Raw genomic sequence first — 24,527 nt, forward strand, 5'->3', positions numbered from 1 at the left:
CTCAGGCTCAGTTCGTCTTTTGGAGAAAAACCATGCTTCGTCGTATCGCTGCACTTGCTGTTGTTGTGTTGCTGAGCGGTTGCCAGACCAGCCAGGTCAACCATGATTTCGACGCCAGCCGGGACTTTGGCGCGTACCGCAGCTGGAGCTGGAAAGAGCCTGCGTTGCAATACCGCCCGGATGACCCGCGGATCAAGAGTGACCTCACCGAACAGCGCATCCGCCAGGCCGTGGGCGAGCAGCTCGACCAGCGTGGCCTGCGCCCTGCGGCGCCGGGCACCAAGGCTGACCTGAATGTGCAGACTTACCTGATCGTCGAGGACCGTCAGCAACAAGTCACCACCAACTACGGCGGGGCCTGGGGCGGCCCGTGGAATGGCTACTGGGGCGCGCCGATGTACAACGAAACCCGCAACATCACCTACAAGGTGGCCACCATCCAGATTGATTTGCTCGACGGCAAGGACGGCAAACTGGTGTGGCGCGGTAGCGATGAGCAAATCCTCGCCAGTACCCCCGAGCCACAGGACCGCAGCGCGGCCATTCGTGCGACGGTGACGAAGGTGCTGTCCAACTACCCGCCGCATTGATTCGTTAATACGCCCTCCGCCAGTCGCCTGCTCATGGCGACTGGCCTGCAGCCCCCGCCGCTCTTGACTACACTCCCAAGCAACACAGGAGAGTAAGCGCTCGGCAGTGTGCCGGCAAAGGAGTGCTCGATGTCTCCCCGACTTCGTTCCGGCCGCCTGGCCGGGCATGCAAGGCAGCGTGGTGCGATTGGCTTGATTGCGGCTGTGACCCTGGGCATCGCCTTGGTATTCCTGTTGCTGGTGATCCATAGCAGCCGTTTGTACCTGGAAAAACGGCAATTGCAGGGGATTGCCGATATGGCGGCGCTGGAGGCTGTGCAGCGCAAGGGCGATTGCCTGGCCGCCACCAACACCGCGCCCACTTATGCGGGTGTCAGCGCAGTGCGCAACGGTTATGTCATCCCGCCAGGAAGCGCCCTGATAGTGAAATGCGGCGTGCTGACAATCGGAGCGACCAACCAACGGGTGTTTTCCGCAGACTCGACCAAGACCGATGCCATCCAGGTAACTGCCTCGCGCCCGATCATGACCAGCGTTGCCGGGGGTATTTGGGCATTGTTCAGTGGTGGCGGCTACAACTTCAACACGCAACTGTCTGCCATCGCGGTGGCCGCGCCGAAGATCCTGCCGCCCCAGGCACAACTGACAATTAAATCCACGCTGGTCACCGTGGACTCAAGCAAATCAGCAGCACTGAACCTGTTGTTCGGCCAACTGTTGGGCGGCTCACTGAATCTGAGCGTGGCAGGCTGGCAGGGCCTGGTAGACACCAACATCAACTTGCTCAGCTACCTCAACCAGTTGGCACTGAACGTGGGCGTTACGGCAGGGGCCTACGACCAACTGTTGACCAAGACCGTCAAGATCAGCCAACTGCTCGATGCGGCGATTACGGTGCTCAGTGCCGGAGGCAATACGGCCAGCGTTGCAGTCAGCGGCCTTACCAGCATCAAGACGGTGGTGGGCAATTTGGATGTCACCCTGGGCAGCCTGTTGCAGCTGCAAACGGGTGCGGTGTCAGCGGGACTGAACACCAGCTTGAACGTATTCCAACTCGCTGAAGCCTTCGTGCAACTGGCCAACACCAAAAACGGGGCCGTGGCTACCATCCCGGTAAATATCCCGGGCCTGCTTAACGGCGGGGTCCGGTTGAAAGTGATCCAGCCGCCACAATTGTCGGCGATCGGTGACCCTACCTATGCCAAGGACAAGACCTCGGCGACGAGGATTTATGTGAAAACCGCGCAGCTAAGTCTCGGCCTGACCCTGGGGTTGCCGGTGCTGGACACCCCAGTAGTGGACGTTGCTCTGAATGGCTTGATCGGACCACTTTCGGACGTTTTGAATAATCTGTTGAGCTTGAACCTGGGCGGTACGGTGAGTTCGCTCTTGTGTGTGTTGGGGGGCTATTGCCAGCGTACCGACCTGCAAGTGCTGTCCTCTTCCTCGAACCCGCCGGCGGCCAGGATCGATGTGGTTCTGGAACTGGGCACGGCTGAAAGCTATGTCACCGGTTTCACCTGTGCCAGTGATGCGACCAAGACCCTGACCACCCAAACCAACGCCTCACTGGTGAACGTGAAAATTGGCCAGAGCCCGCAGCTGATCAATGCGTTCAACAGCAACACCCCCCTGGATCCGGTCGCGCCGCTACCGGTGGTTGATATCGGTGCGATTACCTGTTTCAAACCGTTGCTGGGGCTCGGCCCGACGACGTGCGACCCTGCGACTCGGAAGCCATTCTACGGTGGCGGTATCGGACTCAGCGTCAGTAGTCAGTTGGGCGCGGCCGTGAGTACGCTGCCACCCCACACCTACAATCAGCCTCCTGAAATCAACGTGATACCTGCACAGTATTACCCCTCATCGACGGCCAGCTTGTTGAGCGCGATCAGCAACGCGTTAAGCGGTATTCAGTTTCAGGTCTACAAACCGACGGGGTTCAACCTGTTGGGAGGGTTACTGCAGACGACAGGCACGCTGCTCAACGGGCTCAATAGCACCCTGGGTTCTGTGATCGGCGGGGTACTCAGCCCGATTCTGGATCCGTTGGTAAACAACCTGCTGCAGAATCTTGGAGTTAACCTGAATGCGGTGGAAGTGGGCGCCAACCTCAGCTGCCGTCCTCACGGGCAAGCGGCCTTGGTAAATTAGGCTTCAACCACCGGCAACTCCACACAAAACTTCGCCCCATGTTCACTGTTGGCGACGCTCAAACGGCCGCCCATGTTTTCGACAATGCCATAGCTCACCGATAACCCCAGACCGGTGCCCACGCCAATCGGCTTGGTGGTGAAGAACGGTTCGAAAATCCGCTCCAGTAGTCGTGGGTCAATCCCGCCGCCGTTGTCCTCTACCCAGATGCGCACGTGACGGCTGTCGTGTTCGATCTGCACCGAAATCCACGGCCGCAGGTCGCGGTCGTGTTCGCGTTTGCTCAGCAGGGCATCGCGGGCGTTGACCATCAGGTTGATCAGCACCTGCTCCAGTTGGTCGACGTAGCCTTTGACCTGCACCGTACAGTCCGTCTGCGTCACCCGCAGTTCTATGCCTTTGCCACGCAGGCCTTCAGTGAGCAGCGACAAGGTGCCTTCCACCGCCTGCGCCGGGTTGAAGGGCTGCTGTTCGACTTCCGAACGGCGGCCGAAGACGCGCATATGGTCCACCACGCGAGCCGCCCGCTGGACCTGGGAGTCGATGCGCTGGAGTTTTTCCGTCAGGTAATCGATCTGGGCATCACCGTTGCTCAAGCGCTTGAGTACGTTGACGATGGCCATGCGCATCACGTTCAACGGCTGGTTGATTTCGTGGGCGAGGCCGGTGGCCATTTCGCCGAGGGTGGCCATTTTGGCGCTTTGGGTCAGTTGCTGCTGGGAGCGGCGGACTTCGGTGTTATCCCGGCCTACGGCCTGGATTTCCTGCAACTGGCCCTGTTCGTCGAATACGCCCCGGTCCGACCACACCCACCAGGCATGTGTACGCCCCGGCAATTGCAGGCTGATTTCGGCGGTGCTCACGGGGAACTCCGGGGTCAACTGCCGGATGCGCTGCACAAATGCCTCGCGTTGTTCTTCGGACAGCCACTGGCTGAGGTTCATGCCCGGCAGTTTTTCAGGCAGGCATTCCATGTAGTTGGCGAGGGGCGTATTGCCGAAGGTCAGGGTCAAATCCGGACGGTAACGGCAGATCATGGCCGGGGAATCTTCCACCAGGATTCGATAGCGTTCCTCGCTCTCTTTGACCCGTTGCGCCGCGAGGGTTGTTTCGGTGACATCCAGCCACAGGCCCACGGCTTCCACGGGTAAGCCCAGGTCGTCGCGCAGCAGCCGGGCTTCATCCAGCAGCCAGTGGTAATCGCCCTGTTTGTCGAGCACCCGGTAACGGCTGCGCACGCTGCCTTCGCGCAGCAGTCGGCGGGTACGGTCGAAGTAGAGCTCGCGGTCTTCGGGGTGGATCCATTGGATCAGCGTCGCCGGGGTGAAGTCGGCCAGGCTGCGGCCAAGCAGCGGCAGCAGGCTGTCGCTGAAAAACACCGGTTGCAGCGTGCCTTCGACGTAGCGTTGCACGTAGATCACCGCCGGGGAGCTGGCGATCAGGTTATCCAGGCGTGCGTGGGCGGCGGCGGCCTGTTGTTCCTGATTTTTTATATCGCTGATGTCGAGCATGAAGCCCACCACGCGGCGGTGTTCGCCCGAGCCCAGCGCTTGCCCCTGTACGCGGTACCAGATGGGGTTTTGCGCCGGGTCGGTAGGTTGCAGGCGAACGCTGGTGGACAGCGGCTTGCCCAGGGTCTTGAGGTCTTGCAGGCGGCTGGCGAGTTCTTCCCGGTCAGCGGGGTGAATCAGCTTGAGCCACATCGGCAACGATAGCCGTGTGGTGGACTCGCCGTGGTTGAGGGTGTGCAGCAACTGCGGGGCGAGTTCAATGTCCTCGCTGTGTGGGGGCAGTTCCCACCAGCCGGTGCCGAGCAGTCCCTGCAGGGCGTCGAGGCGCTCCAGTTGCTGCTGATGGTGCTGTTCGCGCAGGCGGCCGAGCAACGGAGCGGCGAGGGCGGCGGTCAGTTGCAGCCAGTCACGGTCACTGGTCTGTTCCTGGCGGCTATAAAGGCCGCACAGCAGCCATGCACCAAGGCCATGACCATCGTGATAGGGCACCAGAAAACCATCGGTATTGCCAAACAGCCCTTGCAGGCGCGGGTGGTCGCTGTGGCCTCGGTTTACCCCCAGGCTCACCGGCGCTGTACCGCCCAGGCTGTCGAGGCTGCCGCCCAGGGCTTGCCCGTTGCTCCAGAGTGCCGGAGCGTCGTGGGCTGTGTAACAGCCCTGGATACACCATTCCTGGCCTTGCTCGTCCAGCAAGGCAATCGCCGTGCAGGGGATGTGCCAGTGCTGGGAGATAGTCTGAAGAGTGTCCTGCAGCACCTCGGGCAGACGCGTCAGGCTGCAGACCCGCAGTTGCTCGCTGATCTGGTCGTTCACGCGCTGATTGTGTTCGCGTCGCTGAGTCAGTTGGCGATGGGCAATCAGGTCGCCAATGTCCAGCAGTTGCAGGAGCCAACCCTTGTCCTCGGGTTGAACCCAGCCGCGTGTATGCAGGATTTGCCCGGCAAGCCCTTTGAAATCCAGGTCCAGGGTTTGCCCTTGCCAGTCGCCTGGCGTGCCTTCGATCACCAGGCTGCTCATCGGGGTCAGGTACTCGAGCAGCGATGCTGGCGGTTGTTGCGCGGCGGGCCGTTCCAGTCGATGGCGAAGCGGGCCATGGATGTCCACGACCCGGGCCTGGGCGTCGAGGTAGAACAGCAACGCGGCGGTGCTTGGCAATGCGGCGGGGGCGTCCGCACTCAGGTGGTTGCCACGTCCGAGCAGGCGGCCGAATAGTTTATCCCCTGAGGTCAAAACTGCATGCTCGACTGGGCGGACAGTGTGGGCGGCAGATTGGGCACGGTACCCAAACCTGGCAGGACCAGAAACGGCAACACGTTCTGAAGGCTGGACGTTGGATAGTTAATTTGCACCGTCAGCAGCGAGCTCGCGCTATAGGTTGCCGTGACATACGTGGGCAGGAACTTGAACGACGAGGGGATCCATGACAGTTGTGCCTGGGCCGCGGCGACGGCCTGATTGGGCAGTGCCGTTATGTAGTTAGGCGTGGAGGGGTCCAGCGCGACACTGCGTCTTACGCCTTCGGCGGCGGCTTGGGTAAAGGACTGCATCAGCAGTAACGGCAGGCTGTAGCTGACCAGACCATAAAATACGGCAAAAAAAATCATGAAGACCATCGCGAACTCCAGCGCGGCGGCACCTTTTTGCTTTCTAGGGAGGCCTTTTTTCATGACTCGTCTACCCTGACTACTACTACCTGATATCAGCATAGAATCATTCAGCAAAAAGGGATTTTTTTTACGTGATTCAAAGCCTCGTCCTATTCGTTTGGCTGGCGCTGTGCGCTGTGCAAGATATCCGTCTACGTCAGATCTCCAACCGCTTGACCCTCGGCGCTTGCCTGCTGGCGCTGGTTTACCTGCTCTGGAACGGTACCACCTGGCTCGGCGCGCCTGCCGCCGAGGGCGGTGGGGCATTTGCCCTGGCATTGTTGTTTACCCTGCCCGGTTACGCACTGGGCCGCCTGGGTGCCGGTGACGTGAAGTTGATCGCGGCATTGGGGCTGGCGACCAACCACCTCTACGTACTGGGCACTTTTATCGGCGCTGGCCTCGCCAGCGCGGCTTGGCTGCTGCTGGCCCCCAGACTGTGGCCGCTGATGAATCAAGGGCTTAAGAACACCTTGCAATACCTGCATCCGGAACGCTCGGCCAGACAGCCGTTCGTGCCGTTTTTATTGGTCGGGTTCTGCCTGGCCTGGCTTTGGATCCCATTAGTCGCCACGTAGGCTATCGCTATGTACATAGTAGGAAAGTACGTCTACGTTTATGGGTAGGTTGTATAGGAAAGTGGTCGGAATGGATCGGTCGGTCTTTGGCTTGCCCAGGCATGGAGTAGCGCGTGAACAAGCTTACCTCTGAAGTGAAAGTGCTCGTTGTCGATGATCAGCCCCTGATCGTGGAAGAGCTTTGCGAATTTCTTGAAAGCAACGGTTACCGTTGCGTCCCTTGCAACTCCAGCCAGCAGGCTATCGAGCGTTTCCGTGACGATACCGAGATCGGCCTGGTGCTGTGTGATCTGCACATGCCAGAGATGGATGGCATCGAACTGGTCCAGGCGCTGCAACGCCTGGCCGGCAAGCAGCGGGTGTTTGAAGCCATCATGTTGACCGGGCGTGCCGACAAGCAGGACGTCATCAAGGCCCTGCGCGCCGGAATTGCCGATTACTACCAGAAGCCGATCAATTTGGGCGAACTGCTAGAAGGGTTGCAACGCCAGGTCGTGGCGCTGCAAGACCGCCAGAAAAACCTCGACCTGGGGCATCTTAACCAGAAGCTGCAGTTTCTCTCGGCGTCCATCGACGATCTTTATCATGACCTCGACAAGGTGCGCAGCAGCCCGCAATCGCCCCTGTCGAATGATGCCGAGGGCGAGGTCAGTGAGACTGACCGCGTTGAAATACCGGCGATCTTCAATCAGTTGTCCCCGCGCCAGCTGGACGTCGCAAGGTTGGTAGGCAAGGGCCAGACCAACTATCAGATTGCCTGTAAACTGGGCATCACCGAAAACACCGTGAAACTCTACGTGTCCCAGGTGCTGCGCCTGACCCATATGCACAACCGCACCCAGTTGGCGCTGGCGCTATCGCCGAATAACTCACCGGCACGCCAGCGCGTAACTGCCCACTAGTTACTGCTGCCGCCGCCTGGGGTGTTGCCGCCCTGTTTCTGGTCGTAATACTCAGGGATAGGGTGTTTGTAACTCTCCAGCAGGCGTTGCATGACCAGGTCGCGTTCAGCGGGCGTGGCCTTTTGTGGGTTGGAGGATGCCCGTTCGCCGCTGACCTGCATTTGCAGCCAGCCTTCGGTCTGTTTTTGCTGTGGCGAGGAAGGCCCTGGCTCAATGGCCTGCGCCGTCAGCGGCAGGCTGGCGAACAGCAGAGTGGCGAGCAGTGTGAGTTTCATCCTGTGTACTCCCTTCAAACCTATTTGACCGGCGCTTGCAGCGCGTCGCTTACGGTCGCGACCTGATCTTTTGGCAGTGTCGTCGTTGATGCAGGTGCCTTGAGTTGCTGCGCCCGGGCCTGGGCTTGCGTCACTTGTTCCGGGCTCAGACCCATGCGGCTGGCCACTTGTGCGGCTTGTTCCCAGTTGTCCTGGTAGATCATCAGCGTCACCAGATTGATCGCCGCCAGTTGATCACTCTGCTTGAGCTCCATGGCCGTGAGGAATTCAAAGCGCGCGTCTTCCAGGCGTCGTTGATTGAGGTACACCACGCCCAGGTCGTTGCGGATTTTCTCGTCTGTAGGCGACATCCTGGCCGCCCGTTGCAAATACGCCATGGCTTGGCCGTTGTCCCCTCTCGCGGCTGCCAACTGGCCGAGGCCGTGCTCGCCTTCGGCGGCCATGCAGGTACCGAGCAGGCTGCGGTACAACGGTTCGGCCTCGCTGCGGCCCAGCAGGCGGTACACCTTGGCCTGGCGCTGGCGCACCTGGGGCAGGTTGTCCGGCAGGTTTTGCAGGTTGGCCAGGCTGGCGTGGAGCTTGCCCTCGTTGGCCATATCGTCGGCCAGGTTCAGCGACAACTCCTGATTGGAGTTGGGCTTGGCACAACTGCCCTGCGCGCTGAAACCCGCCCACGGCAGTTGCCCGTTACTGGCGCAACCGCCCAACAACAACAGGCTGCAGGCGATCATCACTGTCTTCATTGCATGTCCTCTCAAGGCACGAAGGCTTTGGCGATGGCAATAAAACCAGGGCCGGCCAATACGATCAGTAACGCGGGAAACAGGAACAGCATCATCACGACGGACATCTTGGCGGACATCTTGGAAATGTATTCCTGCAAGCGGGTCAGGCGCCGGTCATCCAGCAGTTGCTTGAGCGACTGCAGCGACTTCATCGCGCCTCCACCCTGGTGAAGCAGCTGCTGGAGGATCAAGCACGTATCGGTCAGTTCATCGACGGCCAATACCTGGCTGGCCTTGTTCAATTCCTCACCCAATTCCAGCCCGGAATCGACGCGCGCCAGCACCAGGCGCAGTTCGGCGGTCAGCACCGGCAACAGCTTCTGCGCGTCGTAGGCCATGACCCGAAGTGCTTGCTCTACGGCCATGCCTGACTCAAACAGAATGCGCACCAGGGGTATGAAGGTCGCTACTTCCCGGGCGATTTTCTCCTGGCGCTTTTTGGCGAATGAAACCAGGATTCGCTTGGGCAGCAGGTAACCGATGATCAGGCCCAGCAGGGCGATCACCCACTCATGCTCGGTGTCGGGAAAAAACAGCTCCAGTGCCAGCGCGGTCAGGCCCATCAGAAGTATCGGCGAAGCGATCTGGCAGGCGGCGAACATCGAACGCTGGCTGGCCTTTCTCCAGCCCATGCGGTTGAGCAGGGTTTGCGTTTCGTTATCGAGGCTGACGGTGCGCTGACCGATCCGGGTGCTGCCCAACTGGTGGAACCACTCACTCATTTTGTCGTTACGGCTTGGCTCGCCTTGAAGTCGTTGGGTAACCAGGCGTTGTTGGCGACGACCGCTCAAGATGTTGGCCAGCAGTAGCAATAACGCGGCAAGAAACAATACGGCACTGATCACTATCGCCATCTCAGATACTCCGCAACATGCGCCACAGCGCCACGCAGCCGATGACTTGCAAGGCGAACGCACCGAGCATCAAGCGTTGGCCGCTGTGGTCCTCCCACATGGCCATCAGGTACGTTGGATTAATGATCAGGAAGTAGCCTGCAACACTCACCGGCAGCACCGCGAGCACAAGTGCGGTCACCCGGGTTTCCCCCGTCATGGCGCGTAACTGCCGTGCGCCCTGGTCGCGCTCGCGAATCATCTTGATCAGGTTCTCCAGCAGGTCACTGGCGTTGCCACCGTAGCGGTGGTTGACCTTGAGGCCCAGGGCAAACAGGCGCAGCTCATCCTGCTCATAAAACTCGGCATAGTCTTGAGCGGCCTCTGGCAGGCTGACACCCAGTTGCACATTGCGCTTGATGCGGCCCATGGATTTTTTCAACGGGTCGTCACTGGCATCGATGCCGCTCAGGATCGCGTCCGCCAGGGTGCGTCCGGATTTGAGGCTGCGCACTGCGTGGTCGAGCAACTGCGGCAGTTGCTCGATCATTCGGCGCAGCCGGTGCTGGTAGCGTATGGCGATGTACAGGCGCAGGGCCAAGGGCGGTGCCACCACCATCACAAGCAGGCCTATCCACTCTCCCAAGAGCCCCCCCAGCAGGGCGCCGAAGGCCCAAAGCGTCAGCCACAGGCCCAAACGTTCGGTCGGCCTGCCAAGGCCTGCACGGATAAAGGTGCGTTCCAGGCTGGTGACCACCGAGTTGTCTTTCATGACCTGGGGTTGCCCTTCGGCCAGACGTTCCAACACCCGGTCGGTCTGGGCTTTGCGCAAACCGTTGCGCATCAGGCCTATCCCCAGCACCAGAAGGGCCACGGCCAGCAGGGCGAGCAGAATCGGACCGATCATTGGGTTGCCTCCTACACCGGCAGGTGACCTTCGTGGCGCAACTTGTCACCGGCTGGGTTGACCGCTTCCCGCAGGAAGCCGAAGCCGGTGCGCTTGTCGTGGCGAAACAGGGTGTTGGTGACGTACACGTCCTCGCGTATGCCCACCACTTCCACCACTTCACTGACACAGCGGCGGCCATCGGGCAGGCGCGTCAGTTGGATCACCACATCCAGGGCTGCGCAGATCATTTGCCGCAGGGTTTTTTCCGCCACCACCCGACCGGTCAGGCCCACCAGGGTTTCCAGACGCAGCAAGGCGTCCTGGGCGTTGTTGGCGTGCACGGTACTCATCGAGCCGTCGTGGCCGGTGTTCATGGCGGTCAGTACATCAATGACTTCCACACCCCGAATCTCGCCGAGGATGATCCGGTCGGGCCGCATCCGCAGGGCGTTGCGAATCAAGTCGCTGGCCTTCACCTCACCATGCCCCTCGGCGTTGGGCGGGCGGGTTTCCAGGCGCACAACGTGAGGATGGCCCAGTTGCAGTTCGGCCACGTCCTCGATGGTGACCAGGCGCTCGCGAGGGTTGATCAGTTGGCTGAGAATGTTTAGGAGTGTGGTTTTACCGGTGCCGGTACCGCCGCTGATCAGGATGTTGCAGCGCTTGCCGACGGCGTCCTGGAAGAAGTCGAAAATGGCCTGGTCGATGGTTTGCATGGCCACCAGGTCGCTGCTTTTAAGCATGTCCTTGCGAAACTTTCGAATCGACAGGCAGGGCCCGTCCAGGGCAATCGGCGGGATGATCGCATTGACCCGGCTGCCATCGGGCAGGCGCGCATCGACCATCGGCGACGACTCATCCAGCCGGCGTCCCAGGGGCGCGAGGATTCGCTGCATGACCCGCTCAACATGGTGGTCATCAATGAAGCGCAAATCACTTTGTTGCAGCAGGCCATCGCGCTCGACGAACACCCGGTGCGGGCCGTTGACCAGGATCTCGGTGACTGTCGGGTCCCGCAGCAGCACTTCCAGCGGGCCGAAACCGGTCAGTTCGTCGACGATCTCTTCGGCCAGGCGTTCCATCTCGTAGCGGGAAATTGCCAGGTGCATGCGCGTGATGTATTCGGCCACCTTGTCCATCACGAACTGCGCCAGGGACTGGCGTGTGCCCTCCAACAGGTTTTTTCCCGACTCTTCGATGGCATCGATGATGTAGCGATGCAGCACCAGTTTCAGGCCGTCGTGATCGGTGTTGCCGGCGCTGCCGCGCGGGGGAATACCAAACAGCTTCTCACCGTTCATTTGGTCCCCAGAAGGCGGTTAAGCCAGTTGGTGGAGGGTTTTTCCAGGCCTTCGGAGCGTTTTGCCAGGCGCTCACCCAAGGCACGTAAGGCTTGCGTCAGGCTTTCCCGCGGGGCCAGGGAGAACAGGGTCTGGGCCTGGTTTTTGGCACTCAGGCGAACTTCCGGGCTCCAGGGCAACACGGCGATCACTTCCAGCCCGAAGCTTTTGCTCAGGGCTTCCGAATCGGGGGCGGCGCCTTTGAGGTAGCGGTCGACCAGCAGGCGGGCGTGGTCCAGTTTCATGCCTTTTTCTCGCCAAAGGTTGAGTATCGCCAGGTTACGGCGGCAGTCCGGCACGCTTTGGTCGGTACACCAGAGCAGTTTGTCGCAATGGCTGACAAAGGTGCGCAAGGCTTCGCTGTCGGGTTGGCCGGTCAGGTTCACCACGATGTGCTGGAAGTGCTGGCGCAGGGCGCTGAGCAACATATACAGCTCGGCCGCACTGGTACGGTCCAGCGGCTCATCGTTATTGTGGTAGGCAAGAATGCGCAGACCGCCTTCGGCTGAGGTGAAGGCGCTGTTGATCAGGGTGGCGTCCAGGCGCCGCAAGTGGCGCAGGGCGTCGCCGAAATGAAAAGAACTTTCCAGACCCAGCAGTGCCAGGCTGTCAGCGAGTGGCAGGCCCAGGTCGAGCAGCAACGTCTGCTGCCCGCTTTTTTGCACCACCAGCGCGAGGTGGCTGGCGATCAGCGCGCCGTCGGCATTGCCTTGGGTGCCATAGAGTACTGTCAGCCCGCCCAAGTGGGCATTCGGGGTGACGGCCGGCAAGCGTTTGCTCAGGCGGCGAACCAGGCCGGCAACTTCACTGGAACGTGAGCCGTAGGCAACAAAATCCCGCGCACCGGCGCGCATCGCGTTCAGCACAAGCTGGTTGTCCATACCGTCGCCCAAGGCCACGATGGCTAACATTGGCTTGGCTTCCAGAGCACCTTCGATCAGGGCGCACTGGGTGGTCACGTGTTCACGGTCCAGGCCAATAAACACCAGGTTGGCGAACGTCACGTCCACCAGTGCCAACAGTTCGTCGAGGCTGCCCGCCCCGGCGCTGACCACTTGTCCCAAGGGCGCAAGAGCCCCCTGGAGCCATTCCAGATCCGTGGTGTTGCGGGTAATGGCCAAAAAGGTCTGGCTCAGGCTTTCGCTCATTCGGACAGTCCACTGCGGCGGTCGAAATTGCCATTTTCGAGGAAGTACAGGCGGTACCAGTTCGGGTCGTAATTGCGCAGTTTTTCCCCCGGCAAGGAGGGCAGCTTGGCATTGGCGGCCAGCGGCTGTACCAAGTGCGGAGTGACGATCATCAGCAGCTCTTTTTCCTGGCGGCTGACGTTGGAGTCGCGAAAAAATGCACCGAGGATCGGGATGTCGCCCAGGCCGGGAAATTTGCTGACGCTTGAGGTGTTATTGGTGCTGATCAGGCCGCTGATCACGAAGCTTTCGCCGTCGGCCAGGGAGATGCTGGTATCAGTGCGCCGGACCGTCAGCGCAGGCACCGAGATACCCTGGATGGTGACTGCGTTGCTGTAGTCCAGCTCACTGACCTCTGGCGCGACCTTCAGGGAAATTCGCCCATGGTCGATGACGGTCGGGGTCAGGGTCAGGCGAATGCCGAACTCCTTGTATTCGATGGAGATGGTGTTGCTGCCGCTGCTGGGCACCGGGATCGGGACTTCACCACCGGCGAGGAAGGTCGCACTTTGCCCACTGAGCGCCACCAGGCTTGGGCGGGCCAGGGTGTAGGCAAAACCGCTGCTTTCCAGGGCGTTGATCATGGCTGAAACACGGCCGCCGCCGAAGCCGATGTTGAAGGTGTCGTTGTTCACCGGCAGCCCGCGAAATCCTGTGGCCGCCGCGTTGGCGACATTGTTTGGAGCGCCAAACAGAAAGTTGCCGCCCCGACCAAAGATCGAGGTACTGGCCTCCTTGAGTTTGGTGCGGCTCACTTCCACAAAGCGAATGTCGGTTTGCACCTGGCTGGGCAGCGTAGGGTCATCGGACGGCGACAGGGCCAGGCTGGTCAGGGCCGACGTGGCCTTGCCTTGAACGAACACCATGCTCTGGCGCGGGCTGCTGGAGCAGGCCGTCCAGACCATCAGGCTGGTGGTGCCTGAGGCGATACCGGTGAGCAGGAACGCCTGATTGCCATTGACCTGCACATCGGCCACTTTCGGATCGCCAATGGCCAGTCGCGTAATCGGAACCGGCGATTGGATAGCCTGTTGAGCACCTTCGCCGACCTCCAGTACCGCCGGCAGTTGGCCCAGGGCTGTGCAGTTGCCGGACGCTGCCAGTGCCAGTTCGACAGGCAGGCTCAAGGTGAGGAGGCCCCAGAATACTCGCGAAAAAAACCACACGGAACGACTGCTCATTCAAGGCATCCTTAGCGCTTTCAGGGCGTTTGTTGAGTCACCTGGTTGCCGCGTATCACCTCGACCCCCGAACGTTTTGGAGCGCCATTGGCAGTGGCTGGACCGAAGCTGTTGAGGGGCGCCTGGCTGAAGGATAGTTGGTTGAACTGATAGAGATCGCGCTGGGTGTTTTCCAGGTTGATCGCGGACTCCGTTTCACCGGCCCAGTATTGGCTCAACAGTTGTTCGTCGGCACTGCGTACGGCCAGGCGCAACACGCCGGATTGGGCGGCGAGCATCAGCCGGCTCATCAGTTGCTCCGGTACGGCGAGGAGGACCGTACGTGCGCTGGCACGACTTTGCTGGGCCTTGAGTTTTTCATCTGGGGTGGTCGGTGGTACGGAGCCGGGCTTGCCATCGTTGGTCAGCCCCAATTGGTCGCCCACACCCAACAGGCGCAAGGCGGGTACCACGATTTGTGCGGACTGCTGCGGGTTGCTGGCTTCCTGGCGCAGGAAGAGCAGGACGTCCACATAGTCCCCCGGAGAGAGTTGCCCGCTGGCGCCGATCACTTCATCCACGGCGACGGCAAGGGCGCGTTCGTTGGGGCGGATCATCCGCGCCAGAGTGCCGCCGGAATTGAAGCTTTCCTCTGTCAGCCAGGTACCGGCCGACAGCGGCCGCCAAGGGACCTTGCCCACGGCCTGGTCGAGGCTGGTCAGGCTGCCGGCGGGCACGGTGCGCAGTCTTTCCAGGGTCAGGTCGGCGGCGGTGAGCTCAACAAAAGGCGCAACGTCATGGGCCAGCACCACCACGGGTTGGCGTGTCTGGTCTTCGGCTACGGGTTGCGCCACTTCAGGTGATGGGGGCACGGGCGGTGCGACAGGGACAGGGCGGCTGAGTACCAGGCCCCAGTAGCCTGCAATCAGTGCGCCTACCAAAAGCAGCCCGGCGAGTATCAAGCTAATCCGACTGTTCATGAAGGCTCTCCTTTTCCTGCTGCATCCACTGCTCTTTCCTACCAATGCCTGCGAATTCGGATCGCTTCAAACTTCTAACTATTTCGCTATTTGAAGGTAGTTCAGCTAGGACGAAATGCCATTACCGGGCGAAAAATATCTCCATAAGCGCTGAAAAAAGCTGGATTTTTGGCGTCAGCCTGCCGACTAATACTTTGTGATTAATCAGTTCTTACAGTTGTTGGTATGGGGTTTGTTGACAATGCTCTAGTGGCACACCGAAATCATTTTTGTGATGCCGCGATACCAGCGCCGTTGGCGCAAAGGAGAAGTCATTATGTTCCTTGATCTTATTCGCATGGGTTTCATCAAAGTCCAGGTTTTTTTCTATTCGAAAGAGGGCGCGTCGGGTATCGAGTATGCTCTGGTAGCGGCGATGGTTGCGGTGGCGCTGGCTGCTTTTATTACCCCCATCCGGACCGCGGTAACGGGCATTTTTACTGCGATACAGGCCGCCATTCATACTTGACTCTGGTGCTCGCGTAGCATGTGCAGGTTCCGCTGAATGATCTATTGCGCATCAGGCATCTCCCCATGAACTCCTCTTTGTCTCCCCGGCAACAAATCCTTTTGGTGGATGACGAAGAGGACGCCCTCATTGAACTGGCTGAGTCGCTGGAGAATGAGGGCTTTGTCTGTTTTACCGCCACCTCGGTTACCTTCGCTTTGCAAGAGCTGACCCTGCACCCCGATATCGCCCTCGTCATCACCGACCTGCGCATGCCCGAGGAAAGCGGTATTTCCTTGATCAAGCGCCTGCGCGAACACACCGCTCGCCAGCACCTGCCGGTGATCGTCATGTCTGGCCATGCCGAGATGGATGATGTCAGCGATATGCTGCGTTTGCAGGTACTGGACCTGTTTCGCAAGCCGATCTACCTGGTGCGCTTGATCGACACCCTCAACAACCTTTTCCCCATCCCCAAAATCAGACTGATGTAGCAGCGAGCTTGTGTGTGAGCGAGCTTGAGTGGGAGTGGGCTTGTGTGGGAACGGGCTTGTGTGGGAGCGGGCTTGCTCGCGAAAAACGTCAACGATAACGCGGGCAGTCTGGTTTCCCGCGTTGTCTGGACATTCTTCGCCAGCAAGCTCGCTCCTACAGTAGAGGGCGGAGTTGGCAGCAGGGGTCAGAGTTGGTAGCTGAAACTCAGCGTGTACCGCGGCCGGCGATTGAAGCTGTCTAGGGCAATGTCCGACATTGGCTTGGCCGCTTCCAGCGCGATGTTGTAGTACTTGTTGTCACCGAAACGCAGGCCCACCGCTGCCGATGACATGTTGTTGGCCTTGACCGGCAACTCGTTGAACCAGGTCTTGGCCTTATCCAGTACCACATACGGCTGCAGGATTTTTACCCATTCGCCGCTGCGGTTGAAGCTGTAGTTGACCTCATATGCCACGCCCCAACCCTTGTCGCCTGAGCCCTGGTCATCCGGGTAGCCACGCCCGAAATTCTGCCCGCCGAACGTCGCGCGTTCGCTGTCGGGCAGGGTGTCGTTGCTCCAGTAAACGGCCGCCGAGGCGACCCCTTGCCAGTTATCGAAGAACTTGTCGCTCTGCACGCCCGAGAGGCGCAGGCGGAAGAAGTCGATGTCGGGTTTTATGCCTTCGAAGTCGCTGCGAGTCTTGGCGCCCAGGCCGTCGATGCCCTGGTACAGGCCGGCGCTGAGGATGCGCAGTTGGCGCGTGTCGGACTTGCGCCAGTCGCCTTCAAAAGCCAGGGCGCGCAGGTTGGTTTCCAGGTCGAAACGTTGAGGGAAACCCACCAGTTGATAGCGGGTGGTTTGGTCCACGGCATAGAGCCGCGTGCCCAAGGTCAGCGACTCGGTGGGGGAGGCGATCAGCGGATGGCTGAGGCCAACGGAGTAGCGGTCGATTTCCTGGTGTGGCTTGAGTTCAAAACCGCCGTCCAGTTGCACGTTACTGCGCGGGTCGGCGCGGTAACGTTCGGCGTTCACCACCAGTTGGGTGCCCTCGGCGTTGACGAACTGGCTGTATCCCAGGCGGTAGTAGTGCTCCTTGTCTTCGCCCGGCGGGAACAGGCCGCTGAGGCTCAGTTGCTCACCCATGGAGGTCTGGGAATTGCTGGTACCGGTGATCAGGGCTTGCAGGCCACCACGGCTGTCGTCGGTCATGCTCATGCTGCTGGTGAAGGGTTTGCGTGAGGCCTGGATTTGCATGTGTGTGCCGCCATCGGTAGTGCCCGGCGGCGGTACTTGCGCCTGCAGCGTCACACCCGGGATACGGCCCATCAGCGTGGTGTAGCGTTCGAAGGTCTTGCGGGTCAGTGGGCGCTCGCCCAGCAGCTTGGCCGCCAGTTTGTCGACGTAGGCCGAGACTGAGCCGATGTCGCCCTGCACGTCGTAATCCTTGATGTAGCCTTCCACCAGTACCACGTGCACCAGGCCGTTTTCGAAGCGCTGATCAGGCAGGTAGGCGTAGGACAAGAGGTAGCCGTCCTGCTGATAGCGGCGGGTGATGCCACGGGTGGCTTCGATCAGTTGTGAGACGGTGGTTTCATGGCCAATCAGCGGCTCGAAAACCTGGGCCACATCCTTGAGCGGGTAGATCGTCCCGCCATCGATTTGCAGCTTGCGGATGGTCACTTTGGTGTCCATCAACAGTGGCTGATTCTGGGTAGCGGCCGGCTCGGGCAACTGGGTCTGCGGCGTGACCGGACGATAGGCGTCGGCGGGTAGATTGGGCACCGGCAGGTTGCGAATGGTGTCGTTGCTGTTCAGGAAGCTGGGCAGGGTCTCGGCGTGGACACTGGCAGCAATCAGGGTGAGTAGAAACAAAGGCGTCGAGGCGCGCATAGGACACTCCATGGTCAAACTGCAGCAGCGTTTCGCGGATTCCCGCCGGGCTCTGGGGCGCGGTTCGGGAGGGCCTTTCACTGGCCAATAAAAAAGACGAGAGACTCATTGGAATCTCTCGTCTCAACCAAGCGTAGGCGCTGGAGGGGAGGCCGTCTAATGGCCAGGTGCAATTCTATTTTTTGCCGGTCAGCCCGCCGAGCAAGCCGCCCAGGCCACCACCGGTGTTTGTGTTTGCAGTGCCTCCGGCGGGAGTGCCACCACCTACATTCAAGCCGCCGAGCAGGCCACCACCGCTACCGCTGGTGCCGCCGGTGACCAAGCCACCCACCGAGCCGACCGTATTGCCGACTGCATTCAGCGTACCGCCTACGGCGTTGGTGATCGGGTTGGCGTTGGCTGCCGTCAGGTTGGTGCCCAGGCCGCTGACTGCGCCGCCGACTTGGGTGACCAGGCCGTTCACCGGTGTACCGATGCCGGTAGTGGTGCCGATGTTTTGGGTCAGCCCGGCAACGCCCGTCGTCACTGGGTTGAGTGCGGCGCCGACATTGGTCGTCAGAGCAGCGACTGGAGCGGTGGCGCCGGTGTTGGCTACACCGTTGCCGCCAATCAGAGTGCCGAGGGACGCGACGGTGTTGCCCACCGCGCCGCCGGTGATGCCTGCCGCACTGACAGCACCATTGGTGTTGCCGATATTCAGGCCGTTGCCCACGTTGGCGACGAGGCCACCGACCAGTTCAGGCAGACCCGATTGCGGGGTAGTGGTTGCCGGATTGACGTAGCCACTCGACTTATCAAGGGTGTTGCCAACACCGGTCAGCGCGCCGCCTACGATAGTCCCGAGAGGGTTGCCTGCACCGCCCGCGCTGGCCACTTGGCCACCGAGACCTTTGACCGTGGCCCCGACTTTGTCCAGTACGCCACCGACAGGATTGCCCAGGCCGGTTTTATTACCCAGGTTGCCGGTGGTGTTTTCCACCAGGGAGACGACGGGTACCAGTACGCTTTTGCCGACCGTATTGGTCAAACCGCCCAGTGGTCCGGTGGTGCTGGCCGTGCTCAAGGTGTCGCCGAGCATGGTCACGGTTTGGCCGACCTTATCGACCAGGCCGCCTGCTGTGCCACCCACGCCCCCGGTTAAACCACCGACCACGGGAATGCCACCCAATGTAGTGCCCAGGGATTTACCGGTGTTGGAAACGCCGGTACCCAAGTCGGCCACGCCGTTGGCGACGCCGGCAACAGTGATGCCCAGGGAATTGCTATTGGTACCCAGTGTGCCCAGACCGTCGGTCAGGCCGGTGCCGATGCTGTTGACGGCAGTGCCTGTCGCGGTGACGAGCCCGCCAGCAGTGGTGCCGACAATGGGGACAGTGGTGAGGGTTGAACCCAGGTCGCCCACCGCGGTGCCGACGTTGCCGACGACACCGCCAACAGCGCCCACTACCTGGCCGGTGACCAGCGGAGTGGTCGAACCTGTACCGCCGCCAGTGCCGCCACCTGTACCACCACCGGTACCGCCACCTGTACCACCACCTGTACCACCACCTGTACCACCACCTGTACCACCACCAGTGCCGCCACCTGTGCCACCACCGGTACCGCCGCCAGTGCCGCCACCTGTACCACCACCAGTACCGCCATCAGTGCCACCGCCGGTACCACCGCCAGTGCCTCCATCTGTTCCGCCGCCAGTGCCACCACCTGATCCGGCGCCGGCATCCGGAGAGGACGCGGCGACGCTACTGTGATGACCACCACCACCGCTGCTGCAGCCTCCGAGGCTTACTGCCAGAATCAGGGCCAGCGCGGTACTTGCTTTCCACAACACGACTTGAGTTTTCATGATTGAGTTCCTTGCACCTGGTACAGCCTTTGTTGTTATCGAAGTTCGCTGTTTCTAAGGGCAGCGATACATTCGTCCGTTATGGCTATAACAGACCCGGGCACTTCTTCTCGCAATGCTCAACTTGGTATTAACGATTTATATACAGGCAGGATGGGTCCGCTTAGTGACTAATACCAAGGGTATATAGGCGGGAGGGTTGCAAAGCAGGATGGGTTTAAAATCATGGGGTTAATAAACTTAGCGGGCTATCGATAGCCCGCTATAACTTAAGATGTATATATACAATTAATCAGGCGATAGGCCGCCAACGTCCCGTCATATGCTCAATGTCCCCTGCCCCCTTTAGTTGCAACTCACCGCTTGAGCCGGCGGCACTTGCCCATAAGGTCACTTCACTGGGCAAGCGCACCGGCTTTTTAAACTCGACGTCTATCTCAATATTGGCTGCGGGTAAGTGTTCACCCAGTTCGGCCAGTGTGCGTGCCGTGGTCCATAGTCCATGGGCAATTGCCTGGGGGAAGCCAAACAACTTGGCGGTGATCGCACTCAAGTGAATCGGGTTGTAGTCGCCGGACACCCGAGCGTAACGGCGTCCGATATCGGCGGGGGCTTTCCATCGGGTCAACTCGCTGACGCTGGCGGGGGCTTGCAACGCGTTATCCGCCGCAACGCCATCGAGTTTCACGCCACGACAGAGCATCCGGCTTTCGGCTTCCCACAGCAGCCCTAATGAATCCTCGACCGTGGTCACGATATCGAAAGTCGCGCCCTTGGCATGGGGTTGCAAGTTCTGCGCGTAGACACCAACCGTCAGGTCGCTCACACCACCCAAGGGGCGCAGGATGCGGATCCGGTTACTCAGGTGAATCAACCCCAGCAATGGGAATGGAAACGCCTTGTCGGTGAGCAACTGCATCTGCAGGCCGAACGCCAGGATGTGTGGATAAGTGGCCGGCAGCACCGGGCTCTCGGCAAACCCGCAGACCTTGCGATAGGCGGCTACCTCCTTGGGGTTGACGCTGACCCGGCAGCGCAACCCTTGTTCGGGCAACGTGGTGCCGGTGATCTTGCGCTTGAGCGCCGCACGCCAATACAGCGGCGGCAGAAACGGGGTGCTGCCTAATGTTTGCCACTCCATGCTTACGCTCCCAATAGACTTTGCCCACACACTCGCAACGCTTGCCCGCTGACCGCGCCCGAACCCGGTTGACCGAGCCAGGCCACCGCTTCGGCGACGTCCTGGGGCAAGCCGCCCTGGCCCAGCGAACTCATACGGCGCCCGGCCTCACGCAAGGCGAAGGGAATGTGCGCTGTCATTTGGGTTTCGATGAACCCTGGGGCCACGGCATTGATGCTGATCCCGCGTTCCCCCAGCAACGGCGCCCACGCCTGGGCCAGGCCGATCAGCCCGGCCTTGCTCGCGGCGTAATTGGTTTGCCCGCGATTGCCGGCGATGCCGCTGATGGACGCCAGCAGCACTACGCGGCCGTTGTCGTGCAGGGTGCCGTTATCCAGCAGTGCCTTGGTCAGCACTTGCGGCGCGTTGAGGTTGACCGCCAACACCGCGTCCCAGTATTCCGGGGTCATGTTGGCCAGGGTTTTATCGCGGGTGATGCCGGCGTTGTGCACCACAATGTCGATGCCGTCCGGCAGGTGTTCGATCAACTGCGTGGCGGCGTCTTCGGCGCAGATATCCAGGGCGACGCTGCGGGCACCCAGGCGCGCAGCCAGTGCGTCGAGGTCGGCCTTGGCTTGTGGCACGTCCAGCAGAATCACTTCGGCGCCATCACGGGCCAGGGTTTCGGCGATTGAGGCGCCGATGCCGCGTGCGGCGCCCGTCACCAGCGCCTTGCGCCCGGCGAGTGGTCGGGTCCAATCCTCGACCTGGGTCGGGCAGGCATTTAAACGAATCACTTGGCCGGAGATGTAGGCGCTTTTAGGTGAGAGGAAGAACCGCAGTGCACCTTCCAGCTGGTCTTCGGCGCCGTCGCCCACATACAGCAATTGCAGGACGCCGCCGCTGCGCAGCTCTTTCGCCAACGACCGGCTGAAGCCTTCAAGGGCGCGCTGGGCGCTGGCGGCAAACGGGTCGCTGAGGCTTTCCGGAGCGCGGCCGAGGATCACCAGATGCGCGCTGTGATCGAGGTTCTTCATCAACGGCTGAAAGAATTCCCGCAGCTGCTTGAGTTGATCGGTGTGCTGCAGTTGGCTGGCATCGAACACCACGGCCTTGAGCTTGGGCCCGTGGCCGGGAATCCAGGTGGTTGCCGTCGACGGTTCGGTGCCGTAGCTATAGATAGCGTCGGTCAGCTTATTGGCGAACGGCAGGATTTTTGTGGCCAGCGGGCCGCCGCCGATCAGCAGCGCACCCTCCACCGGGCGCAGGCGTCCGGCCTGCCAGCGTTCCAGGCGCACCGGTGACGGCAGGCCAATGGCAGCGACCAGGCGATGGCCGAGGCTTGAGTTGGCGAAGTCGATATAACGGTCAGACATGGAACGCTCTCCGAGTGCTGGGGTTCAAACGGTGGACCATCAATAGGTGAAAGTCGTTCGATTGAGCCTAGGCTAGTCTCAAAGACTCAACCCACAACCTTCAGGGAGCTTTCCATGACTCAATTGCGCCGTGTAGCGATCATTGGCGGTAACCGCATTCCCTTCGCCCGTTCCAATGGCCCTTACGCCACGGCGAGCAACCAGGCGATGCTGACCGCGGCACTGGAAGGCCTGATCGAACGCTACAACCTGCACGGCCTGCGTATTGGCGAGGTGGCCGCCGGGGCGGTGCTCAAGCATTCCCGGGACTTCAACCTGACCCGCGAGTGTGTGCTGGGCTCGCGCCTGTCGCCGCAGACCCCGGCCTACGATATTCAGCAGGCCTGTGGCACGGGGCTGGAAGCCGCGTTGCTGGTGGCGAACAAGATCGCGCTGGGGCAGATCGAGTGCGGGATTGCTGGCGGCGTCGACACCACGTCAGATGCGCCCATCGGGGTGAACGAGGGGCTGCGCAAAATCCTGCTGCAAGCCAATCGCAGCAAATCCATGGCGGATAAATTAAAAGTCCTGTTACAACTTCGTCCCCATCACCTCAAGCCGGAGTTGCCGCGTAACGGCGAACCGCGCACCGGGTTGTCCATGGGCCAGCATTGCGAATTGATGGCGCAGACCTGGCAGATTCCCCGCGCCGAGCAGGATCAACTGGCGTTGGAAAGCCACCAGAAAATGGCCGCGTCTTACGCCGAGGGCTGGCACAACGATCTACTCACGCCCTTTCTCGGCCTGACCCGCGACAACAACCTGCGCCCCGACCTGACCCTTGAAAAGCTCGCCAGCCTCAAGCCCGCCTTCGAGCGAAGCGAAAAGGGCACCCTTACCGCTGGCAATTCGACGCCGCTGACCGACGGCGCCTCGTTGGTGCTTCTGGGCAGTGAAGCCTGGGCCAAGGAGCGTGGCTTGCCGATCCTTGCCTATTTGCGTGATGGCGAGGCGGCGGCGGTGGATTTCGTCAACGGTGCCGAAGGCCTGCTGATGGCGCCGGTGTACGCCGTGCCGCGCTTGCTGGCCAGGAATGGCCTGACGCTGCAGGACTTCGATTACTACGAGATCCACGAAGCCTTCGCTGCCCAAGTGTTGTGCACGCTGAAGGCCTGGGAAGATCCGGAGTATTGCAAGACCCGCCTGGGGCTGGATGTACCGCTGGGCTCCATCGACCGCAGCCGCTTGAACGTCAAGGGCAGCTCATTGGCCGCTGGCCATCCGTTTGCCGCCACTGGCGGGCGTATCGTCGCCAACCTGGCCAAGCTGTTGGACGCGGCTGGCAAGGGCCGGGGCCTGATCTCGATCTGCGCCGCCGGGGGGCAGGGCGTCACCGCGATTATTGAGCGCTAATTACATTATTGATGAACAACCACCCCCTGTAGGAGCGAGCTTGCTCGCGAAGGTCGTTAACGAAGACGCTGGCATCCTGAATCAACGCGGCGCCCTCGGGTTTTTCGCGAGCAAGCTCGCTCCTACAGGGGATCGCAGATTAATTTGGCATATTGGATGCATTCTTAAGCGGTCAAAGGTCGGTACCCTCTCCCCGCGGCGAGAGGATTGCCGTATAACGAGTGCCATACGCGTGTTTGGTAATAAAGGACCCACAATAAAAGCTGATGAAGACTCCTAAACGCATTGAACCCCTGATCGAGGACGGTCTGGTCGACGAGGTGCTGCGCCCACTCATGAGTGGTAAAGAAGCAGCTGTTTATGTGGTGCGCTGTGGCAACGAGTTACGTTGCGCCAAGGTCTACAAGGAGGCGAATAAACGAAGTTTTCGTCAGGCGTCCGAATACCAGGAAGGCCGCAAGGTCCGCAACAGCCGTCAGGCCCGGGCCATGGCCAAGGGCTCCAAGTTCGGCAAGAAAGAAACCGAAGACGCTTGGCAGAACGCTGAGGTAGCGGCGCTTTTCCGTCTGGCAGGTGCGGGCGTTCGCGTGCCCAAGCCGTACGACTTCCTTGAAGGCGTGCTGCTGATGGAGCTGGTGGCCGATGAATACGGCGACGCTGCGCCACGTCTGAACGACGTGACGCTGGAGCCGGACCAGGCCCGTGAATACCACGCCTTCCTGATTAGCCAGATCGTGCTGATGTTGTGTACCGGCCTGGTGCACGGTGACCTTTCCGAGTTCAACGTGCTGCTAACGCCGACGGGCCCGGTGATCATCGACCTGCCCCAGGCGGTGGATGCGGCGGGCAACAACCACGCATTCACCATGCTGGAACGGGATGTGGGCAACATGGCTTCCTATTTCGGGCGCTTTGCCCCGGAGTTGAAGAAGACCAAGTACGCCAAGGAGATGTGGGCGCTGTATGAAGCCGGCACTCTGCACCCGGCCAGCATCTTGACTGGCGAGTTCGACGAGCCGGAAGAGTTGGCTGACGTGGGCGGTGTTATCCGCGAGATCGAAGCGGCGCGGCTCGATGAAGAGCGTCGCCAGGCGATCCGTGCGGCCGATGA

General features: G+C 60.8%; 22 protein-coding genes. 8 read left to right on the top strand and 14 right to left on the bottom strand.

The genetic code is table 11. The features are described from left to right. The first annotated feature begins 32 nt into the window (after window positions 1-32). Both SNL23_RS00735 and SNL23_RS00740 read left to right on the top strand, forming a co-directional pair. The gene (locus SNL23_RS00735) at window positions 33-590 is read left to right on the top strand and encodes a DUF4136 domain-containing protein (RefSeq protein ID WP_167664873.1); all 558 of its coding nucleotides are present in this window, start codon (window positions 33-35) and stop codon (window positions 588-590) included. A gap of 129 nt (window positions 591-719) precedes the next feature. Next, entirely contained in the window at window positions 720-2,744 is a 2,025-nt protein-coding gene (locus SNL23_RS00740; protein ID WP_318301329.1) for a pilus assembly protein TadG-related protein, read from the top strand. On the opposite strand, the gene SNL23_RS00745 is transcribed toward SNL23_RS00740, so the two are convergent. Beyond that, a complete protein-coding gene (locus SNL23_RS00745; protein WP_318301330.1) occupies window positions 2,741-5,485 on the bottom strand; it encodes a PAS domain-containing sensor histidine kinase in 2,745 nt (914 codons plus the stop codon). The two genes, SNL23_RS00740 and SNL23_RS00745, sit on opposite strands and share 4 nt — an antisense overlap. Then, window positions 5,482-5,922 carry a TadE/TadG family type IV pilus assembly protein gene (locus SNL23_RS00750; protein WP_167664876.1) on the bottom strand — a complete coding sequence of 147 codons (441 nt, stop codon included), beginning with the start codon at window positions 5,920-5,922 and terminating at the stop codon, window positions 5,482-5,484. Before SNL23_RS00750 ends, SNL23_RS00745 begins: the two co-directional genes overlap by 4 nt. A 71-nt stretch (window positions 5,923-5,993) precedes the next feature. Between SNL23_RS00750 and SNL23_RS00755 the strand changes: the two genes are divergently transcribed. Both SNL23_RS00755 and SNL23_RS00760 read left to right on the top strand, forming a co-directional pair. Continuing rightward, on the top strand, window positions 5,994-6,479 hold the full coding sequence (locus tag SNL23_RS00755; RefSeq protein WP_318301331.1) for a prepilin peptidase: 486 nt from the start codon (window positions 5,994-5,996) through the stop codon (window positions 6,477-6,479). Window positions 6,480-6,592: 113 nt separating this feature from the next. After that, on the top strand, window positions 6,593-7,381 hold the full coding sequence (locus SNL23_RS00760; protein ID WP_318301332.1) for a response regulator transcription factor: 789 nt from the start codon (window positions 6,593-6,595) through the stop codon (window positions 7,379-7,381). On the opposite strand, the gene SNL23_RS00765 is transcribed toward SNL23_RS00760, so the two are convergent. From SNL23_RS00765 to cpaB, 8 genes are read right to left on the bottom strand one after another with little or no spacing between them, the layout of a single operon-like run. Continuing rightward, window positions 7,378-7,656 carry a DUF3613 domain-containing protein gene (locus tag SNL23_RS00765; RefSeq protein WP_318301333.1) on the bottom strand — a complete coding sequence of 93 codons (279 nt, stop codon included), beginning with the start codon at window positions 7,654-7,656 and terminating at the stop codon, window positions 7,378-7,380. The genes SNL23_RS00760 and SNL23_RS00765 overlap by 4 nt on opposite strands. A 20-nt stretch (window positions 7,657-7,676) precedes the next feature. After that, window positions 7,677-8,399 carry a tetratricopeptide repeat protein gene (locus SNL23_RS00770; protein ID WP_318301334.1) on the bottom strand — a complete coding sequence of 241 codons (723 nt, stop codon included), beginning with the start codon at window positions 8,397-8,399 and terminating at the stop codon, window positions 7,677-7,679. Between the two features lie 11 nt (window positions 8,400-8,410). Further along, window positions 8,411-9,295 (bottom strand): type II secretion system F family protein, encoded by an 885-nt coding sequence (locus tag SNL23_RS00775; RefSeq protein WP_167664881.1) that lies wholly within the window; start codon window positions 9,293-9,295, stop codon window positions 8,411-8,413. A gap of 1 nt (window position 9,296) precedes the next feature. Continuing rightward, window positions 9,297-10,181 carry a type II secretion system F family protein gene (locus tag SNL23_RS00780; RefSeq protein WP_318301335.1) on the bottom strand — a complete coding sequence of 295 codons (885 nt, stop codon included), beginning with the start codon at window positions 10,179-10,181 and terminating at the stop codon, window positions 9,297-9,299. 11 nt (window positions 10,182-10,192) lie between these two features. Further along, the gene (locus SNL23_RS00785) at window positions 10,193-11,464 is read right to left on the bottom strand and encodes a CpaF family protein (protein ID WP_167664883.1); all 1,272 of its coding nucleotides are present in this window, start codon (window positions 11,462-11,464) and stop codon (window positions 10,193-10,195) included. Continuing rightward, on the bottom strand, window positions 11,461-12,651 hold the full coding sequence (locus SNL23_RS00790) for a pilus assembly protein (protein WP_318301336.1): 1,191 nt from the start codon (window positions 12,649-12,651) through the stop codon (window positions 11,461-11,463). Before SNL23_RS00790 ends, SNL23_RS00785 begins: the two co-directional genes overlap by 4 nt. After that, complete coding sequence (locus SNL23_RS00795; protein ID WP_167664885.1) at window positions 12,648-13,871, bottom strand: type II and III secretion system protein family protein; 1,224 nt, start codon at window positions 13,869-13,871, stop codon at window positions 12,648-12,650. The genes SNL23_RS00790 and SNL23_RS00795 overlap by 4 nt, the downstream gene beginning before the upstream one ends. Window positions 13,872-13,891: 20 nt before the next feature. Beyond that, entirely contained in the window at window positions 13,892-14,830 is a 939-nt protein-coding gene (cpaB, locus tag SNL23_RS00800; RefSeq protein WP_318301337.1) for a Flp pilus assembly protein CpaB, read from the bottom strand. A gap of 316 nt (window positions 14,831-15,146) precedes the next feature. Here cpaB and SNL23_RS00805 point away from each other — a divergent pair, with 316 nt between their 5' ends. Together SNL23_RS00805 and SNL23_RS00810 are read left to right on the top strand one after the other, a co-directional pair. Further along, a complete protein-coding gene (locus SNL23_RS00805; protein ID WP_318301338.1) occupies window positions 15,147-15,338 on the top strand; it encodes a Flp family type IVb pilin in 192 nt (63 codons plus the stop codon). A 65-nt stretch (window positions 15,339-15,403) separates the two neighbouring features. Next, window positions 15,404-15,811 (top strand): response regulator, encoded by a 408-nt coding sequence (locus tag SNL23_RS00810; protein ID WP_167664888.1) that lies wholly within the window; start codon window positions 15,404-15,406, stop codon window positions 15,809-15,811. A 185-nt stretch (window positions 15,812-15,996) separates the two neighbouring features. Here SNL23_RS00810 and SNL23_RS00815 read toward each other — a convergent pair whose 3' ends face one another. The 4 genes from SNL23_RS00815 to SNL23_RS00830 all read right to left on the bottom strand — a co-directional run bounded on the left by SNL23_RS00815 (window position 15,997) and on the right by SNL23_RS00830 (window position 22,024). Then, window positions 15,997-17,682 carry a ShlB/FhaC/HecB family hemolysin secretion/activation protein gene (locus SNL23_RS00815; RefSeq protein WP_318301339.1) on the bottom strand — a complete coding sequence of 562 codons (1,686 nt, stop codon included), beginning with the start codon at window positions 17,680-17,682 and terminating at the stop codon, window positions 15,997-15,999. A gap of 175 nt (window positions 17,683-17,857) precedes the next feature. Beyond that, complete coding sequence (locus tag SNL23_RS00820) at window positions 17,858-19,528, bottom strand: collagen-like triple helix repeat-containing protein (RefSeq protein WP_318301340.1); 1,671 nt, start codon at window positions 19,526-19,528, stop codon at window positions 17,858-17,860. A gap of 292 nt (window positions 19,529-19,820) precedes the next feature. Beyond that, a complete protein-coding gene (locus tag SNL23_RS00825) occupies window positions 19,821-20,669 on the bottom strand; it encodes a MaoC family dehydratase (protein ID WP_318301341.1) in 849 nt (282 codons plus the stop codon). Window positions 20,670-20,671: 2 nt separating this feature from the next. After that, complete coding sequence (locus SNL23_RS00830) at window positions 20,672-22,024, bottom strand: 3-oxoacyl-ACP reductase (RefSeq protein WP_318301342.1); 1,353 nt, start codon at window positions 22,022-22,024, stop codon at window positions 20,672-20,674. Window positions 22,025-22,138: 114 nt separating this feature from the next. Between SNL23_RS00830 and SNL23_RS00835 the strand changes: the two genes are divergently transcribed. Next, window positions 22,139-23,416 carry an acetyl-CoA C-acetyltransferase gene (locus tag SNL23_RS00835; protein ID WP_318301343.1) on the top strand — a complete coding sequence of 426 codons (1,278 nt, stop codon included), beginning with the start codon at window positions 22,139-22,141 and terminating at the stop codon, window positions 23,414-23,416. A 266-nt stretch (window positions 23,417-23,682) separates the two neighbouring features. Beyond that, the coding region (locus tag SNL23_RS00840) for a PA4780 family RIO1-like protein kinase (protein WP_318301344.1) at window positions 23,683-24,527 on the top strand (845 nt) is incomplete at its 3' end.

The sequence above is a fragment of the Pseudomonas sp. SED1 genome (assembly GCF_034044025.1).
Classification (GTDB): domain Bacteria; phylum Pseudomonadota; class Gammaproteobacteria; order Pseudomonadales; family Pseudomonadaceae; genus Aquipseudomonas.

Coding starts and splice junctions, on each gene's coding strand:
- SNL23_RS00780 (WP_318301335.1), bottom strand. CDS start 10,181: ATGATCGGTCCGATTCTGCTCGCCCTGCTGGCCGTGGCCCTTCTGGTG.
- SNL23_RS00810 (WP_167664888.1), top strand. CDS start 15,404: ATGAACTCCTCTTTGTCTCCCCGGCAACAAATCCTTTTGGTGGATGAC.
- SNL23_RS00785 (WP_167664883.1), bottom strand. CDS start 11,464: ATGAACGGTGAGAAGCTGTTTGGTATTCCCCCGCGCGGCAGCGCCGGC.
- SNL23_RS00740 (WP_318301329.1), top strand. CDS start 720: ATGTCTCCCCGACTTCGTTCCGGCCGCCTGGCCGGGCATGCAAGGCAG.
- SNL23_RS00770 (WP_318301334.1), bottom strand. CDS start 8,399: ATGAAGACAGTGATGATCGCCTGCAGCCTGTTGTTGTTGGGCGGTTGC.
- SNL23_RS00795 (WP_167664885.1), bottom strand. CDS start 13,871: ATGAGCAGTCGTTCCGTGTGGTTTTTTTCGCGAGTATTCTGGGGCCTC.
- cpaB (WP_318301337.1), bottom strand. CDS start 14,830: ATGAACAGTCGGATTAGCTTGATACTCGCCGGGCTGCTTTTGGTAGGC.
- SNL23_RS00835 (WP_318301343.1), top strand. CDS start 22,139: ATGACTCAATTGCGCCGTGTAGCGATCATTGGCGGTAACCGCATTCCC.
- SNL23_RS00805 (WP_318301338.1), top strand. CDS start 15,147: ATGTTCCTTGATCTTATTCGCATGGGTTTCATCAAAGTCCAGGTTTTT.
- SNL23_RS00775 (WP_167664881.1), bottom strand. CDS start 9,295: ATGGCGATAGTGATCAGTGCCGTATTGTTTCTTGCCGCGTTATTGCTA.
- SNL23_RS00765 (WP_318301333.1), bottom strand. CDS start 7,656: ATGAAACTCACACTGCTCGCCACTCTGCTGTTCGCCAGCCTGCCGCTG.
- SNL23_RS00735 (WP_167664873.1), top strand. CDS start 33: ATGCTTCGTCGTATCGCTGCACTTGCTGTTGTTGTGTTGCTGAGCGGT.
- SNL23_RS00790 (WP_318301336.1), bottom strand. CDS start 12,651: ATGAGCGAAAGCCTGAGCCAGACCTTTTTGGCCATTACCCGCAACACC.
- SNL23_RS00830 (WP_318301342.1), bottom strand. CDS start 22,024: ATGTCTGACCGTTATATCGACTTCGCCAACTCAAGCCTCGGCCATCGC.
- SNL23_RS00820 (WP_318301340.1), bottom strand. CDS start 19,528: ATGAAAACTCAAGTCGTGTTGTGGAAAGCAAGTACCGCGCTGGCCCTG.
- SNL23_RS00815 (WP_318301339.1), bottom strand. CDS start 17,682: ATGCGCGCCTCGACGCCTTTGTTTCTACTCACCCTGATTGCTGCCAGT.
- SNL23_RS00825 (WP_318301341.1), bottom strand. CDS start 20,669: ATGGAGTGGCAAACATTAGGCAGCACCCCGTTTCTGCCGCCGCTGTAT.
- SNL23_RS00750 (WP_167664876.1), bottom strand. CDS start 5,922: ATGAAAAAAGGCCTCCCTAGAAAGCAAAAAGGTGCCGCCGCGCTGGAG.